This window comes from Dokdonella sp. (assembly GCF_051958935.1).
Lineage (GTDB): Bacteria > Pseudomonadota > Gammaproteobacteria > Xanthomonadales > Rhodanobacteraceae > Dokdonella_A.
Genome location: NZ_JBQCFP010000108.1, coordinates 1 through 13,110 on the forward strand (window position 1 = coordinate 1; position 13,110 = coordinate 13,110).

Consider the following 13,110-nt stretch of genomic DNA (forward strand, 5'->3'; position numbering starts at 1 on the left):
CGCACTCGCGAGCGACCTCGTGCACGGCGCCAACGCGTTCGAATATCCGGTCGCGGTGAAGGATCGCGTGGAAACGATGCGCTACGTGCGCGGTGCGGTCGAGACGCGCAGGGTTCCGGCCGGTGAGTACAAGGCGCAGCTCATGCAGCGCGACGGCGAGCCTGGCGAGGACCGCAAGCGCGTGGCGCGCAGCTGGTTCGCCGAATCGCTCGGCTGGCTGCCGGTCGAGATCGAGCAGACCGAGAAGAAGGGTGACACGGTCACATTGCGCTTGGTTGCGGTGCGCTAGGCGCGGCAGTTAACGGCTACGACAGGCAGACGCCGGGTCCCGGCTTTCGCCGGGGCGACGAGGGTGGTTTGGCCGGCTGATGTTCGAACGGCCGAATGGCATGTTTCCGTCTTCGCGCGTTTTTCCGTTTCCCGAAAATGCAGGCCGCGCGGGCGTACGCTGGCGCGGCTGTTGCAGCCCGGGGAGAACGCGATGGCCGAGACGCTGCCGAAGATCCTGCTCGCGCTCGGCGCGGGCCTCATGGCCGCCGGTGCGACGGCTGCGCCCGCGGCCGGCGACTACGCCTGGCCGAACCTGACCGATTTCCTGAAGCAGCTCATCGACAAGGTCGGCGCGCCGGTCAAGGTGTACAAGCTCGAAATGGACCGCGACGGCAAGGTCGACCTGTGGATCCAGGACCAGGCCCATCCCGACCTCGTCGACAGCTGGGAGTACGACCACGGGCGCATCGAGGGCCCCATCCCGGTCAAGTTCGATCACTACCCGTCCGTGGCGGCGCTCGACCACCACGTGATCGAGCTGACCACGATCGATTTCCCGCGCCTGCCCGCGATGCTCGCGACCGCGCGAACGAAGCTCGGCCTGCCTGACGCGCGCGTCGTCTTCATCGAACTCGAACGCGGCGACTCGAGCGGCTTCATCTCGCTCACCGATACGCCGATCTGGACGTTCTCGCTCGACACGCCGCGCCACGACGGTCGCGTCGAGTTCGACCTGCAAGGGAGGGTGCTCGATGTCGACAAGGACTGAGTTTCGCCGCGCCATCACGCTCGCCGCGTTGTGCAGCCTCGACATCGCGGCCGCGGATGCACCCGTCGCGCCCGCGCATCTGCTCGAGGCGCCGGCCGCGCTCAAGGCCGCCTTCGCCGCGCACATCGGCCATACGGTCGACGTCCTGAGCTTCAATCTCGGCGAGCACTACGCGCAGGTACTCGTGCAGAACGTGGCTGCGCGGGACGAATTCGACGAGTTCGCGGCCGTGCCTGGCTTGCCGCTCGAGCCGGGCCGGCCGAAGAAGGCGGGCGAGATCGACTGCCGCAGGAAGGTCGCGTTCGCCACGCTCGATCTTGATGCCGGCGTGCGCGCGCTCGCGCAGGCGCGCGCGATCGCGGCCGCGAATGGCTACAAGACGCCCGACAACGTGATCCTCGGCGCGGACATCTTCTGCAACGATTTCGGCTGGCGCGCGATCCTCGTCAGCGACACGAATGACGACGCGATGCTGCAGGTCACCTGGACGCCAGACGGCAAATCGCCGAAGGCGCAGGAAATGCATGAGGACGGTTGGCGCAAGGTCGACGTCGCGAAGCTGCTCGCGGGCGGCGCGAAAGTCGCAGCGGCCGCGCCGAAGGCCGCGCCGAAGACGGTCGCCGGCGACGGCCGTACGCGCGACTTCCTGCACGGCATCGACGCCGATCTCGCGCGCGTGCAGGCCGAGGTCGGTGCGCCGCTCGGCTTCGAGCACATCAGCCTCGGCCACACGCAGCTCTCGATGGATGTCTTCCAGCCCGCGAACCGCAAGCGCGTGTCGACCTGGCTCGTCGGCGAGGACGGCGCGATCAAGCTCTGGCGCGAGGACGACACGATCCCGTTCGACTGCAACAAGCCGTTCACGACCGCCGATTTTCCGCTCGCGCAACTGGCCGACCTGATCGCCGCGGCACCCGCGCAGATCCCGTCGATGCCGCAGGCCGAGGTCAAGGACGCCGCAGTCCGCCGCAGCGGGCTATGCGGCAGGCCGCACGTCTACATCCGCATCGAGGACGAGCGCGGTTACGGCAACGTCGAGTACGACGAGCGCGGGCGGCTCGGGTCCGCGGAGATCCAATAGGGCGCGTGGACGTCGCGAGCGGCGCACGCCGCGATCTCTTCCGCCCTCGCCCCCCAGCCCTCAGCCCTTGCCCCAAAAAAGCATCGCGCTTCTGCCCGCTCCCACAGTGAGGGGCGCTTACGCGGGCAGTCGGCGGATATGCGCACCGAGGCCGCCGAGTTTTTCCTCGATGTTCTCGTAGCCGCGGTCGATGTGGTAGATGCGATCGATCATCGTATCACCGCTCGCGACGAGGCCGGCGAGCACGAGCGAGGCCGAGGCGCGCAGGTCCGTCGCCATCATCGGCGCACCGGACATCTTGTCGACGCCCTTGATGATCGCGCTGTTGCCCTCGAGCTGGATGTCGGCGCCGAGGCGCTGCAGTTCCAGCGCGTGCATGAAGCGGTTCTCGAACACCGTCTCGGTGATGATGCCGACGCCCTCGGCGACGCAGTTGAGCGCGGTGAACTGCGCCTGCATGTCGGTCGGAAACGCGGGATACGGCGCGGTCGTGATGTTGACGGCCTTCGGGCGCTTGCCGCGCATGTCGAGCTCGATCCAGTCCTCGCCCGTGTTGAGGTGCGCACCGGCGTCCTCGAGCTTGGACAGCACTGCATCGAGCGTCTTCGGCCGCGCGTGCTTGGCCGTGACCTTGCCGCCGGTGATCGCGCCGGCGACGAGGAAGGTGCCGGTGTCGATACGGTCGGGCAGCACCTCGTAGGTCGTACCCGACAGGCGCTCGACGCCGTCGATGACGAGCGTCGCGGTGCCGGCGCCGCTGACCTTCGCCCCCATCGAGTTGAGGCAGTTGGCGAGGTCGACCACTTCCGGTTCCTGTGCGGCGTTCTCGATGATCGTCGTGCCCTGCGCGAGCGCCGCCGCCATCATGAGATTCTCGGTGCCGGTGACGGTGACGAGGTCCATGTTGATGCGCGCGCCCCGCAAGCGCTTGGCCCGCGCCTTGATGTAGCCGCCCTCGACGCTGACCTCGGCGCCGAGCGCCTGCAAGCCCTTGAGGTGCAGGTCGACCGGGCGCGAACCGATCGCGCAGCCACCCGGCAACGAAACCACCGCTTCGCCGAAGCGGGCGACCAGGGGCCCGAGCACGAGGATCGACGCACGCATCGTCTTGACCAGGTCGTACGGCGCGAAATAGTGGCGCGCGGGACGCGGGTCGACATGGATCTTCATGCGCTCGTCGATGACGAGCTCCACGCCCATCTGGCCGAGCAGCTCCATCGTCGTGGTGACGTCATGCAGGTGCGGCACGTTGCTGATCGTGACCGGGCCGTCGGCCAGCAGGGTCGAGGCGAGGATCGGCAATACCGCATTCTTCGCGCCGGAAATCCACACGTCGCCGTTGAGGGGTTGGCCCCCGTTGATCACGATTTTTGCCATGGGGTCGGGGAATGGGGATGGGGAATGGGGAATGGGGAATGGGGAATGGGGGTAGGAGCGACTCCCTATTCCCTATTCCCCGCTTCTTCGGGCGTCAGCGTGCGCAGCGACAGCGCATGGATCGCGCCGCCCATGAGGTCGCCGAGCGTCGCGTAGACCATGCGATGGCGCGCGAGCGGCAGCTTGCCGGCGAAGGCCGGGCTGATCACGAGCGCCTCGAAGTGCACGCCGTCCGGGCCATGCACGTCGACCTTCGCCTCCGGCATGCCCTGCTGGATCAGACTCTGCACGGTGGAACTGTCCATCTTCTGCGTTTCCTCGGGCGATCGGTGGACGGGCGGCGGACTGCCGGCTGCGACGCTGGGGCCGCACGACCCGTCCTGTAGCCGGCCTGCCGGACCAATCCCGGCGGGGAAGCGGCTACAATGGAGGCGGCGCATGGTACTCAAAATCCTTGGGCAGCGCAGAAAACCCGATGTCTTCCACGCCTATGCAGCCCTCCACCTCGTCACGATGAACGCCCAGATGCTCGCCGCCGCCCGCCCCCTGAGCAACCCGTTGCTCGATGCGAATGCGCTCGTGCGCAGCGCCCAGGCCGTCATTGCGACCGAGGCGCAGGCGATCGAGGCGCTGCACGGGCGCATCGACGCCGACTTCCTGCGCGCCTGCCAGCTCATGTTCGAATGCAACGGCCGCGTGGTCGTGTCGGGCATGGGCAAATCGGGGCACATCGCGCGCAAGATCGCCGCGACGCTCGCCTCGACCGGCACCCCCGCCTTCTTCGTCCATCCGGGCGAAGCGAGCCACGGCGACCTCGGCATGATCACGCAGAAGGACGTCGTGCTCGCGCTCAGCAACTCGGGCGAAACCGACGAGTTGCTGACCATCCTGCCGCTGATCAAGCGCCAGGGCATTCCGCTGATCGCGATGAGCGGCAACAATGGCTCCTCGCTGGCGCGCCTCGCCGACGTGCACCTCGATACGAGCGTGCCGGCCGAAGCGTGCCCGCTCGGCCTCGCGCCGACCTCGAGCACGACCGCCGCGCTCGTCATGGGCGATGCGCTCGCGATCGCGCTGCTCGAGGCGCGCGGTTTCACCGACGAGGATTTCGCGCGCTCGCACCCGGCCGGCAGCCTCGGTCGGCAGTTGCTGCTCAAGATCAGCGACGTCATGCACCGCGACGGCCAGATCCCTACGGTCGGCCCTGATGTCACGCTGACCGAGGCGCTGGTCGAAATGACGCGCAAGGGCCTCGGCATGACCGCGATCGTCGACCCCGCCGACCAACGCCTGCTCGGTGTATTCACCGACGGCGACCTGCGCCGCGCGGTCGACGACGACGACATCGACCTGCGCACGACGCCGGTCATGCGCCTGATGACGGCGCAACCGAAGACGATCACCGCCGACAAGCTCGCCGTCGAGGCGGCGCAGCTCATGGAAGCCCACAAGATCCATGCCCTGCTCGTCGTCGACGCGGACAACCGCGTGGTCGGGGCGCTCAACATCCATGACTTGTTGCGGGCGCGGGTGGTGTAGGAGCCGGGAATGGGGAATGGAGAATAGGGAATCGTTCAAGCGGTTCCGCTCCATTTTCGACGATCCCGCTTCCCCATTCCCCATTCCCATTCCCCATTCTCATCGTTCCACGCATGCTCCCCAACGACCTCCCCGCCGACATCCGCGACCGCGCCGCGCGCGTGAAGCTCGCCGTATTCGACGTCGACGGCGTGCTCACCGACGGCAAGCTGTTCTTCGCCGCCGACGGGCACGAGATCAAGGCGTTCCATGTGCTCGACGGGCTCGGCTTCAAGCGCCTGCTCGCCAACGGCATCGAGGTGGCGGTGATCACGGCGCGGATGAGCCACGTCGTGACCGAGCGCATGGCCGCGCTCGGCGTCGCGCACGTCTACCAGGACCAGCAGGACAAGCGCGCCTGCCTCGACGAGTTGCTGCACGCGCTCAAGCTCGATGCGAGTGAAGTCGCCTACACCGGCGACGACCTGCCGGACCTCGCGCCGATGCAGAAGGTCGGCCTTGCGATCGCGGTGGCCAACGCGCACCCGTGGGTGCGCGAGCGCGCGCACTGGCGCACGCGCCTGACCGGCGGCAATGGCGCCGCGCGCGAGGTGTGCGACCTGCTCCTCGGCGCGCAAGGGCGCGCCGAATCCGAACTCGCCGCGTTCCTGCGCTGATCGCGATGGAACGGCGCTATTGGGCGATCGTGTTCGTGCTGGGCCTGCTCGTCGTCGGCACCGAGGCGTTGCTCTGGCTCGTGCGCGAGCGCACCAACGCGCAGACCTTCGCCGGGCCGCCGCGCTCGGACTACACCTTGAGCGAGTTCACCCTCGATGCGCTCGACGGCACCGGCAAGCGCACGTTCCAGGTCACCGGACCGCGCCTTGCGCGGCGCGGCGACGACGGCTCGATCTTCGTCGACGCGCCCGATTACAAGCTCGTCGACGGCGCCGGCCATCCGTGGGTCGGCAAGTCCGAATCGGCCTGGGTCGACAAGGAAGGCACGGTCATGAAGCTGCTCGGCCACGTCGAGATGCATCGTGCCGGCGACGAGGGCACCGAGCCGGTCGATGTCGTGACCCGCGACCTCACGACCTGGCCGAAGCAGAAGAAGATGGAAACCGCGGCCGCGGCGACGATCACCCAGCCCGGCTCGATACTGCGCGGCACCGGCCTTCGCGGCGATCTCAACGACAAGACCCTGGAGCTCCTCTCCGATGTCAGTTCGACCCTGCAATCGAGGCACGCGCGCGAAGGCGCGCACTGAGCGCGCGCTGTGCGTGGCGATCGCGCTGCTGGCCGCCGCATCGATGCCGGCGGCGCATGCGCTGAGCAGCGACCGCGACAAGCCGATGGACGTCACCGCGGACTACTCGAAGATCAACCAGGGCAAGGACAAGCAGCCCGGCACGACGTACCTGCGCGGCAACGTGCGCGTCGTGCAGGGCACGATGAAGGCGAGCGCGGCCGAGGCGACGATCCACCAGAAGTCGAATGGCGACGTGCTGCGCGTGGTGATGAACGGCAAGCAGGCGCATGTCGAGCAGCAGCAGGACGGCGGCGGCACGATGACCGCCGACGCCGACCAGATCGACTTCAACAACGACACCAGCATCGCCGTGCTGACCGGCAACGTGAAGGTCGTGCAGGCCGGCCGCGGCGAGTTCCGCGGCGAGAAGATGACCTACAACACCAACACCGGCGAGATGGAGAGCGGCGACGCCAGCGGCAGCAGCCGCGCGCACATCATCCTGCAACCGAAGGCGAGATCGCCGGGCGAGGCCAGGCCCGCCGGGGACAAACCTGCCGAGAAGCCCGCCGACGGCGCGCCGCGCTGATGCTGAGCGCATCGGGACTGCGCAAGAGCTTTCGCGGTCGCGCCGTCGTGCGCGACTTCGCATTCCACTTGCGCCAGGGCGAGATCGTCGGCCTGCTCGGGCCCAACGGCGCCGGCAAGACGACCTCGTTCTACATGATCGTCGGTCTCGTCGCCGCCGAATCCGGATCGATCCGCATCGACGACCGCGACGTCACCTCGATGCCGATGCACGCGCGCGCGCGCCTCGGCGTCGGCTACCTGCCGCAGGAGCCGTCGGTGTTCCGCCGCCTCAGCGTCGCCGACAACATCCTCGCGATCCTCGAACTCCGTGACGATCTCGACGAGGCGGGCCGCCAGGCCGAGCTCGAAGCGCTCGTCGACGACCTGCAGATCGGCCATATCGCCGGGCAGAAAGGCGTCAGCCTCTCCGGTGGCGAGCGCCGTCGCGTGGAGATCGCGCGCGCGCTCGCGGCCAAGCCGCGCTACATGCTGCTCGACGAGCCGTTCGCGGGCATCGATCCGATCTCGGTCGTGGACATCCAGCGCATCGTGCGCCAGCTCAAGTCGCGCGGCATCGGCATCCTCATCACCGACCACAACGTGCGCGAGACGCTCGGCATCTGCGAACGCGCCTACATCATGAGCGAGGGCAGCGTGCTCGCGCAGGGCACGCCAGCGGAGATCCTCGCCAACGAGCAGGTGCGCGAGGTCTACCTGGGCCGCGAATTCCGCATGTGATTCATGCAGGACCGCGCTTTCGGCGGGCGGCCATTCGGGCTAGGTTCCGCCGGTTGCGGCGCCGCGTCAAGGCTGCCCTCGGCCGATCTTTGGCGCTAGGATGACCGAAACGCCACTTGGCACGTTTTCGGCATGAAACCCGCTCTCCAACTCCGCCTCGGCCAGTCGCTGGCCCTGACGCCGCAGCTGCAACAGGCGATCAGGCTGCTGCAGCTGTCGCGCATGGAGCTGGAGCTCGAGCTCAATACCGCGCTCGAATCGAACCCGCTGCTCGACATGGCCGAGGACGGCGGCGACGGCGAGGATGGCGACGCCGGCGACGGCCTCGAAGCCGCCGACGAGGCACCCGCCGAATCGGCCGATTCCGCCGAAGCGGACGAGCCGCTCGACCTCGACCTCGAGCCCGATCCGACCGACTACCGCGGCAGCGGCTCGGGCGACGAGGACGGCCTCGAGCCGCAGGACGCCGAGATTGAGGACCTGCGCGACCACCTGCTGTGGCAGCTCAACCTCACGCCGATGTCGCCGCGCGACCGCGCGATCGCGACCGCGATCATCGAGGCGGTCGACGACGACGGCTATCTCGCCGAGAGCGACGACACGATCCGCGACGCGCTCGCCGCGCTGTACACGGTCACGCCCGAGGAAATCGAATCGGTGCGCCATCGCGTGCAGCACTTCGACCCGGTCGGCGTCGCCAGTCGCAACCTGCGCGAGTGCCTCGCCGTGCAGCTTGATGCCTTCGACGTGCAGACGCCCGGTCTTTCACTCGCGCAGTTGCTCGTCGCCGACCATCTCGAAGCGCTCGCGCGGCAGGATCGCGCGCGCATCTGCCAGCGCCTGCAGACCGACGAAGCCCAATTCGAGACCGCGCTCGCGCTGATCCGTTCGCTCGTGCCCAAGCCCGGCGGCGCGTTCGCGAGCACGAACGCCGAATACGTCGCACCCGACGCGTACGCGCGCAAGGTCGGCGGCCGCTGGCAGGTCGCGCTCGCGCCGGGCTGCCAACCGCGCCTGGGCATCAACGAACATTACGCGAGCCTGATCGCGAAGGCGCGCCGCGAGGACGCCAGTTACCTCAAGGGCCAGCTGCAGGAAGCGCGCTGGCTGATCAAGAGCCTGAAGACGCGTGCCGAAACGATGCTCAAGGTCGCCGGCGCGATCGTGCGCGCCCAGGAAGCATTCCTCGAGTTCGGCCCCGAAGCGATGCGCCCGCTCGTGCTCAAGGACGTGGCCGACGAGATCGGCATGCACGAATCGACGATCAGCCGCGTGACCACGCGCAAGTTCCTGCACACGCCGCGTGGTACGTTCGAGTTCAAGTACTTCTTCTCGAGCGGCGTGGGCACCGTCGATGGCGGTGCCGCGTCGGCGACGGCGATCCAGGCGATGATCAAGCGCCTCATCGACGAGGAGCACGCGACGCGGCCGATGTCCGACCAACTGCTCGCCACCGAGCTGAACCGGCGCGGCATCAACGTCGCGCGGCGCACCGTGGCGAAGTACCGCGAGGCGATGAACATACCTTCATCGAACGACCGTAGCCGGCTTGGATGAACGTGCGACGCCACCACATTCATATCGAGGACCACGAACGACGGAGGGAACGCAGGCATCCAACGCAATGTCGAATGATGGAGCCGCACGCCGTACACAGGCGCGGTGTTCTATTCGGGGCCCGGCGTCGCCGTGCCCGTCCACGAGGAGCCAGTCATGCAGATCAACGTCAAGGGCCACCAGGTCGAAGTCACCGCCGCGTTGCGCGATTACGCCGCCGGCAAGTTCGAGCGCGTCACGCGCGTCTTCGACCAGTTGCATGACGTCACGGTCGTGCTCGGCATCGAGAAGCTGCTGCACAAGGCCGAAGTGACGATGCAGCTCTCGGGCAAGACCCTGCACGCGGACGCGACCGCGCCCGACATGTACGCGGCGATCGACGTGCTGGTCGACAAGGTCGACACGCTGCTGCGCAAGCACAAGGAAAAACTGACCGACCATCATGCGGACGCGGTGCGCGCGACGCGCTACAGTTGAGTTTCGTCCGGCCGAACCCCGCACCCGCCCATGCCTTTCCTGGACTTGCTGCCCGCCGAGCGGGTGCGGACCGACCTTGCCGCGACCGGCAAGGCGCAGCTGATCGAGCAACTCGCCGGGCTGCTCGCCGGCGGGGGTGACCCGGCGATCGCGCGCGAGGCACTCGCCGCGCGCGAGCGCCTCGGCAGCACCGGCCTCGGCCATGGCGTCGCGATCCCGCATGGGCGCAGCGCGAAGATCGACGAAGCCTGCGCGGCGTTCGTGCGCCTCGCCACTCCGGTGGATTTCGGCGCCGACGACGGGCGCCCCGTGGATCTCGTCGCCGCCCTGCTCGTTCCGGCCCACTTCACCGACCAGCATCTGAAGCTCCTCGCCGAACTGGCCGAGCTGTTCTCGGATGGGGCAATCACCGCGGAGCTTCGCGCGGCGCCTGATGCGGCTGCGTTGCGGGGGGTACTGGAGCGTGGGCTGAGGGCTGATGGCTGATGGCTAATGGCCCCGAGGTAGCGCGGATCACGCCGCGCACGCGGGCGATCCGCCGCTGCGCGGCTTGATCCGCCCCACCGACTCCGCGACTGCGGCGGGCAATGCCTTACACTTTGCCATCGCCCGGAATGCATGCCGCGCCATGGCCCCAAGCCTCCACCCCTCAGCCATCGTCCCCGCCACATGGACCGCCTGACCGCGCGTCAACTGTTCGATGCCGTCAGCGAACGCCTGGCGCTGCGTTGGCTTGCCGGGCTGCGCGGCGAGCAGCGGGCGATCGAGACCGGCGACACCCTCGAGCGGCGCCCGTCGCTGGTCGGCTATCTCAACATCATCTACCCGAACAAGGTGCAGATCGTCGGCACCGAGGAACTGAAGTACCTCGACGGGCTCGATTCGCGCCAGCGCTGGGAGACGGTCGAGAAGATCATGGCCTACCAGCCGACCGCGCTGCTCGTCAGCAAGGACCAGCCGGTGCCGGCCGACCTGCGACAGGCCGCCGAGGAATCGAACACGCCGCTGTGGACGAGCCCCAAGCGCGGCCACGAGCTGCTCACCTACCTGCAATACCAGCTCGCGCGCACGCTCGCGCGCCAGGTGACCCTGCACGGCGTGCTGATGGAGGTGTATTCGATCGGCGTGCTCATCACCGGCGAGAGCGGCACCGGCAAGAGCGAGCTCGCGCTGGAGCTGCTCACGCGCGGCCATCGCCTCGTCGCCGACGATGCGCCCGAGTTCACCCTCATCGCACCCGACGTCATCGACGGCACCTGCCCGGAGATGCTGCGCGACCTGCTCGAGGTGCGGGGCCTCGGCGTGCTCAACGTGCGCGAGATGTTCGGCCACACCGCCGTCAAGCCGTCCAAGTACCTGCGCCTGATCGTGCACCTCAAGCCGCAGAAGCTCGATGCGCCGCACGGCGACGCGATGACGCGCCTGACCGGCGACGTCGGCTACCGCGAGGTGCTCGACGTGCGCGTGCCGCAGATCACGATCCCGGTGGCGCCGGGTCGCAACATCGCGGTGCTCGCCGAAGCGGCGGTGCGCAGCCATATGCTCAAGAGCAAGGGCTTCGATCCCGCGCAGACCTTCATCGACCGCCAGGCGCACCAGATGCGCCGCCTGCCGCCATGGTAGAGGCCAACCACGCCGACGGCGCCGTCGCGGGCGGCCCGGACCAGCTCATCGTCGTCAGCGGCCTGTCGGGGTCGGGCAAGACGGTCGCGCTGCGCACGCTCGAAGACCTCGGCTTCTACTGCGTCGACAACCTGCCCGCGGCGCTGATGCCCGCGTTCGTGCAGGCCCTCTCGCATTCCACCACGGGCCACCGCAAGCTCGCGGTCGGCGTCGACGTGCGCAACCGCGCCGAGAACCTCAACCGGCTGCCGCAGATCCTCGCCGAACTCGCGCGTTCGGACATCGGCTATCGCCTCGTGTTCCTCGACACGCGCGACGAAGTGCTGATCAAGCGCTATTCGGAAACGCGCCGCCGCCACCCGCTGTCGGGCGATGGCCTCGGCCTTGCCGAAGCGATCGCCGAAGAGCGCCGCCTGCTCAAGCCGATGCTCTCGCTCGCCGACCGCGTCGTCGACACGAGCGACCTCAACGTGCACCAATTGCGCCGCCTCGTCATCACCGAGATGGGACTGACGCCGGGCGCGATGACGCTGTTGTTCGAATCGTTCGCGTACCGCCGCGGCGTGCCGACCGACGCCGACTTCGTGTTCGACGCGCGCTGCCTGCCCAATCCCCACTGGGATTCGAAGCTGCGACCGCTGTCGGGCAAGGACATGCCGGTGCGCGAATGGCTCGAGTCGAAACCGGAAGTAAAGCAGTTCGGCGACGACCTGCTCGCATTCCTGTCCACCTGGCTGCCGCGTTTCGAAGCGGATGGCCGCAGCTACGTGACGATCTGCCTGGGCTGCACCGGCGGCCGCCACCGCTCGGTGTACCTCGCCGAGCGCCTCGCCGAACACTTGCGCCCGCGCTACGGCCAGGTGCTGACGTATCACCGGGAGATGGAGTGATGAGAGCCGCGAATGGGGCATGGGGAATGGGGAATGGGAAAAGCATGTCGCGATCCGGCGCGGGCGTGGGCGCGCTAGCCCTCCGCTTTGAACTATTTCCCATTCCCCATTCCCCATTCCCGCCCCGCGGAGCGCGCCCATGAGCGTCGGCGTCCTCCTCATGACCCATGAATCGATGGGCGCGGCGCTCGTCAGTGCCGCGCGCCATGTACTCGGCCGCCTGCCGCTGCCCATCGAAGTGCAGGAGGTCGCGGCGAACGCCGATCCCGACCAGATGCTGCGCGCGGCGGCGGCCAACGCGCGCGATCTCGATCACGGCGACGGCGTGCTCGTGCTGTCCGACCTCTACGGGGCGACGCCATGCAATATCGCGCAGCGCCTGCCCGACCTCGGCGTGCGCATGCACTGCGTGTCGGGATTGAACCTGCCGATGCTGCTGCGTGTCCTCAACTACCCGGAACAATCGCTCGACGAACTCGCGCAGACCGCCGCCAGCGGCGGACGCGGCGGCATCGTCGTCGACAACCCCTGACGGGAGCCGACGCCCACCCTTGCTCCGGCGGCCACCCACCCACATCACTGCCCAGCCCTCAGCCCTCAGCCATAACCATGCTCGAAAAGGACATCACGATCAGCAACAAACTGGGACTGCATGCGCGCGCGTCGGCCAAGCTCGTGCAGGCGCTGCACGCGTTCCAGGCCAGCGCGTTCATCGCATGCCGCGGCAAGGAGGTCAATGCGAAGAGCATCATGGGCGTGATGATGCTCGCCGCCGGGCTCGGCACGCCGATCCGCCTGCGTACCGACGGCGTCGACGAGCAGGCGGCGATGGATGCGATGGTCGACCTGTTCGAGCGCAAGTTCGACGAGGGCCAGTAAAAAAACCCGCTTTCGCGGCGCGCACGCCGCGAGGCTGCCGCAGCGACCCTGCGGCAGGATGCGAAGCGGCGCGACGGACGTTGCGCTGATTTTTTCGACACGGAGGATGGAA

General features: G+C 68.2%; 17 protein-coding genes. 15 read left to right on the plus strand and 2 right to left on the minus strand.

What is annotated here, in order from left to right:
* The 3 genes from ACTHK2_RS10275 to ACTHK2_RS10285 all read left to right on the plus strand — a co-directional run.
* A partial coding sequence (locus ACTHK2_RS10275) for a hypothetical protein (RefSeq protein WP_440245616.1) occupies window positions 1-289 on the plus strand: 289 nt, incomplete at its 5' end.
* A 192-nt stretch (window positions 290-481) separates the two neighbouring features.
* Window positions 482-1,039, plus strand: a complete 558-nt coding sequence (locus tag ACTHK2_RS10280; protein ID WP_440245617.1) for a hypothetical protein — start codon at window positions 482-484, stop codon at window positions 1,037-1,039.
* Window positions 1,023-2,120 carry a hypothetical protein gene (locus ACTHK2_RS10285; RefSeq protein ID WP_440245618.1) on the plus strand — a complete coding sequence of 366 codons (1,098 nt, stop codon included), beginning with the start codon at window positions 1,023-1,025 and terminating at the stop codon, window positions 2,118-2,120. Before ACTHK2_RS10280 ends, ACTHK2_RS10285 begins: the two co-directional genes overlap by 17 nt.
* Before the next feature lie 117 nt (window positions 2,121-2,237).
* On the opposite strand, the gene murA is transcribed toward ACTHK2_RS10285, so the two are convergent.
* Window positions 2,238-3,497 (minus strand): UDP-N-acetylglucosamine 1-carboxyvinyltransferase, encoded by a 1,260-nt coding sequence (gene murA / locus ACTHK2_RS10290; RefSeq protein ID WP_440245619.1) that lies wholly within the window; start codon window positions 3,495-3,497, stop codon window positions 2,238-2,240.
* A gap of 65 nt (window positions 3,498-3,562) precedes the next feature.
* Window positions 3,563-3,802 carry a BolA family protein gene (locus ACTHK2_RS10295; RefSeq protein WP_440245620.1) on the minus strand — a complete coding sequence of 80 codons (240 nt, stop codon included), beginning with the start codon at window positions 3,800-3,802 and terminating at the stop codon, window positions 3,563-3,565.
* A 220-nt stretch (window positions 3,803-4,022) separates the two neighbouring features.
* On the opposite strand from ACTHK2_RS10295, the gene ACTHK2_RS10300 reads away from it, so the two are divergent.
* The 12 genes from ACTHK2_RS10300 to ACTHK2_RS10355 all read left to right on the plus strand — a co-directional run bounded on the left by ACTHK2_RS10300 (window position 4,023) and on the right by ACTHK2_RS10355 (window position 12,998).
* A complete protein-coding gene (locus ACTHK2_RS10300) occupies window positions 4,023-5,036 on the plus strand; it encodes a KpsF/GutQ family sugar-phosphate isomerase (protein WP_440245665.1) in 1,014 nt (337 codons plus the stop codon).
* Window positions 5,037-5,149: 113 nt separating this feature from the next.
* Window positions 5,150-5,692 carry a KdsC family phosphatase gene (locus ACTHK2_RS10305; RefSeq protein WP_440245621.1) on the plus strand — a complete coding sequence of 181 codons (543 nt, stop codon included), beginning with the start codon at window positions 5,150-5,152 and terminating at the stop codon, window positions 5,690-5,692.
* Window positions 5,693-5,697: 5 nt separating this feature from the next.
* The gene (lptC, locus tag ACTHK2_RS10310; RefSeq protein WP_440245622.1) at window positions 5,698-6,282 is read left to right on the plus strand and encodes an LPS export ABC transporter periplasmic protein LptC; all 585 of its coding nucleotides are present in this window, start codon (window positions 5,698-5,700) and stop codon (window positions 6,280-6,282) included.
* A 13-nt stretch (window positions 6,283-6,295) separates the two neighbouring features.
* Window positions 6,296-6,853 (plus strand): lipopolysaccharide transport periplasmic protein LptA, encoded by a 558-nt coding sequence (lptA, locus tag ACTHK2_RS10315; RefSeq protein WP_440245623.1) that lies wholly within the window; start codon window positions 6,296-6,298, stop codon window positions 6,851-6,853.
* Window positions 6,853-7,572: an LPS export ABC transporter ATP-binding protein gene (gene lptB / locus ACTHK2_RS10320; protein WP_440245624.1), complete on the plus strand. Its 720-nt coding sequence runs from the start codon at window positions 6,853-6,855 to the stop codon at window positions 7,570-7,572. Before lptA ends, lptB begins: the two co-directional genes overlap by 1 nt.
* 132 nt (window positions 7,573-7,704) lie before the next feature.
* Window positions 7,705-9,129, plus strand: a complete 1,425-nt coding sequence (locus tag ACTHK2_RS10325; RefSeq protein ID WP_440245625.1) for an RNA polymerase factor sigma-54 — start codon at window positions 7,705-7,707, stop codon at window positions 9,127-9,129.
* Window positions 9,130-9,285: 156 nt separating this feature from the next.
* The gene (gene hpf, locus ACTHK2_RS10330) at window positions 9,286-9,606 is read left to right on the plus strand and encodes a ribosome hibernation-promoting factor, HPF/YfiA family (protein WP_440245626.1); all 321 of its coding nucleotides are present in this window, start codon (window positions 9,286-9,288) and stop codon (window positions 9,604-9,606) included.
* Between the two features lie 30 nt (window positions 9,607-9,636).
* Entirely contained in the window at window positions 9,637-10,092 is a 456-nt protein-coding gene (locus tag ACTHK2_RS10335; RefSeq protein ID WP_440245627.1) for a PTS sugar transporter subunit IIA, read from the plus strand.
* Between the two features lie 183 nt (window positions 10,093-10,275).
* Entirely contained in the window at window positions 10,276-11,229 is a 954-nt protein-coding gene (hprK, locus tag ACTHK2_RS10340; RefSeq protein WP_440245628.1) for an HPr(Ser) kinase/phosphatase, read from the plus strand.
* A complete protein-coding gene (gene rapZ, locus ACTHK2_RS10345; RefSeq protein ID WP_440245629.1) occupies window positions 11,223-12,119 on the plus strand; it encodes an RNase adapter RapZ in 897 nt (298 codons plus the stop codon). The genes hprK and rapZ overlap by 7 nt, the downstream gene beginning before the upstream one ends.
* A gap of 139 nt (window positions 12,120-12,258) precedes the next feature.
* The gene (locus ACTHK2_RS10350; protein WP_440245630.1) at window positions 12,259-12,651 is read left to right on the plus strand and encodes a PTS sugar transporter subunit IIA; all 393 of its coding nucleotides are present in this window, start codon (window positions 12,259-12,261) and stop codon (window positions 12,649-12,651) included.
* Window positions 12,652-12,728: 77 nt separating this feature from the next.
* On the plus strand, window positions 12,729-12,998 hold the full coding sequence (locus ACTHK2_RS10355; RefSeq protein ID WP_131995408.1) for an HPr family phosphocarrier protein: 270 nt from the start codon (window positions 12,729-12,731) through the stop codon (window positions 12,996-12,998).
* The last annotated feature ends 112 nt before the right edge of the window (window positions 12,999-13,110 follow it).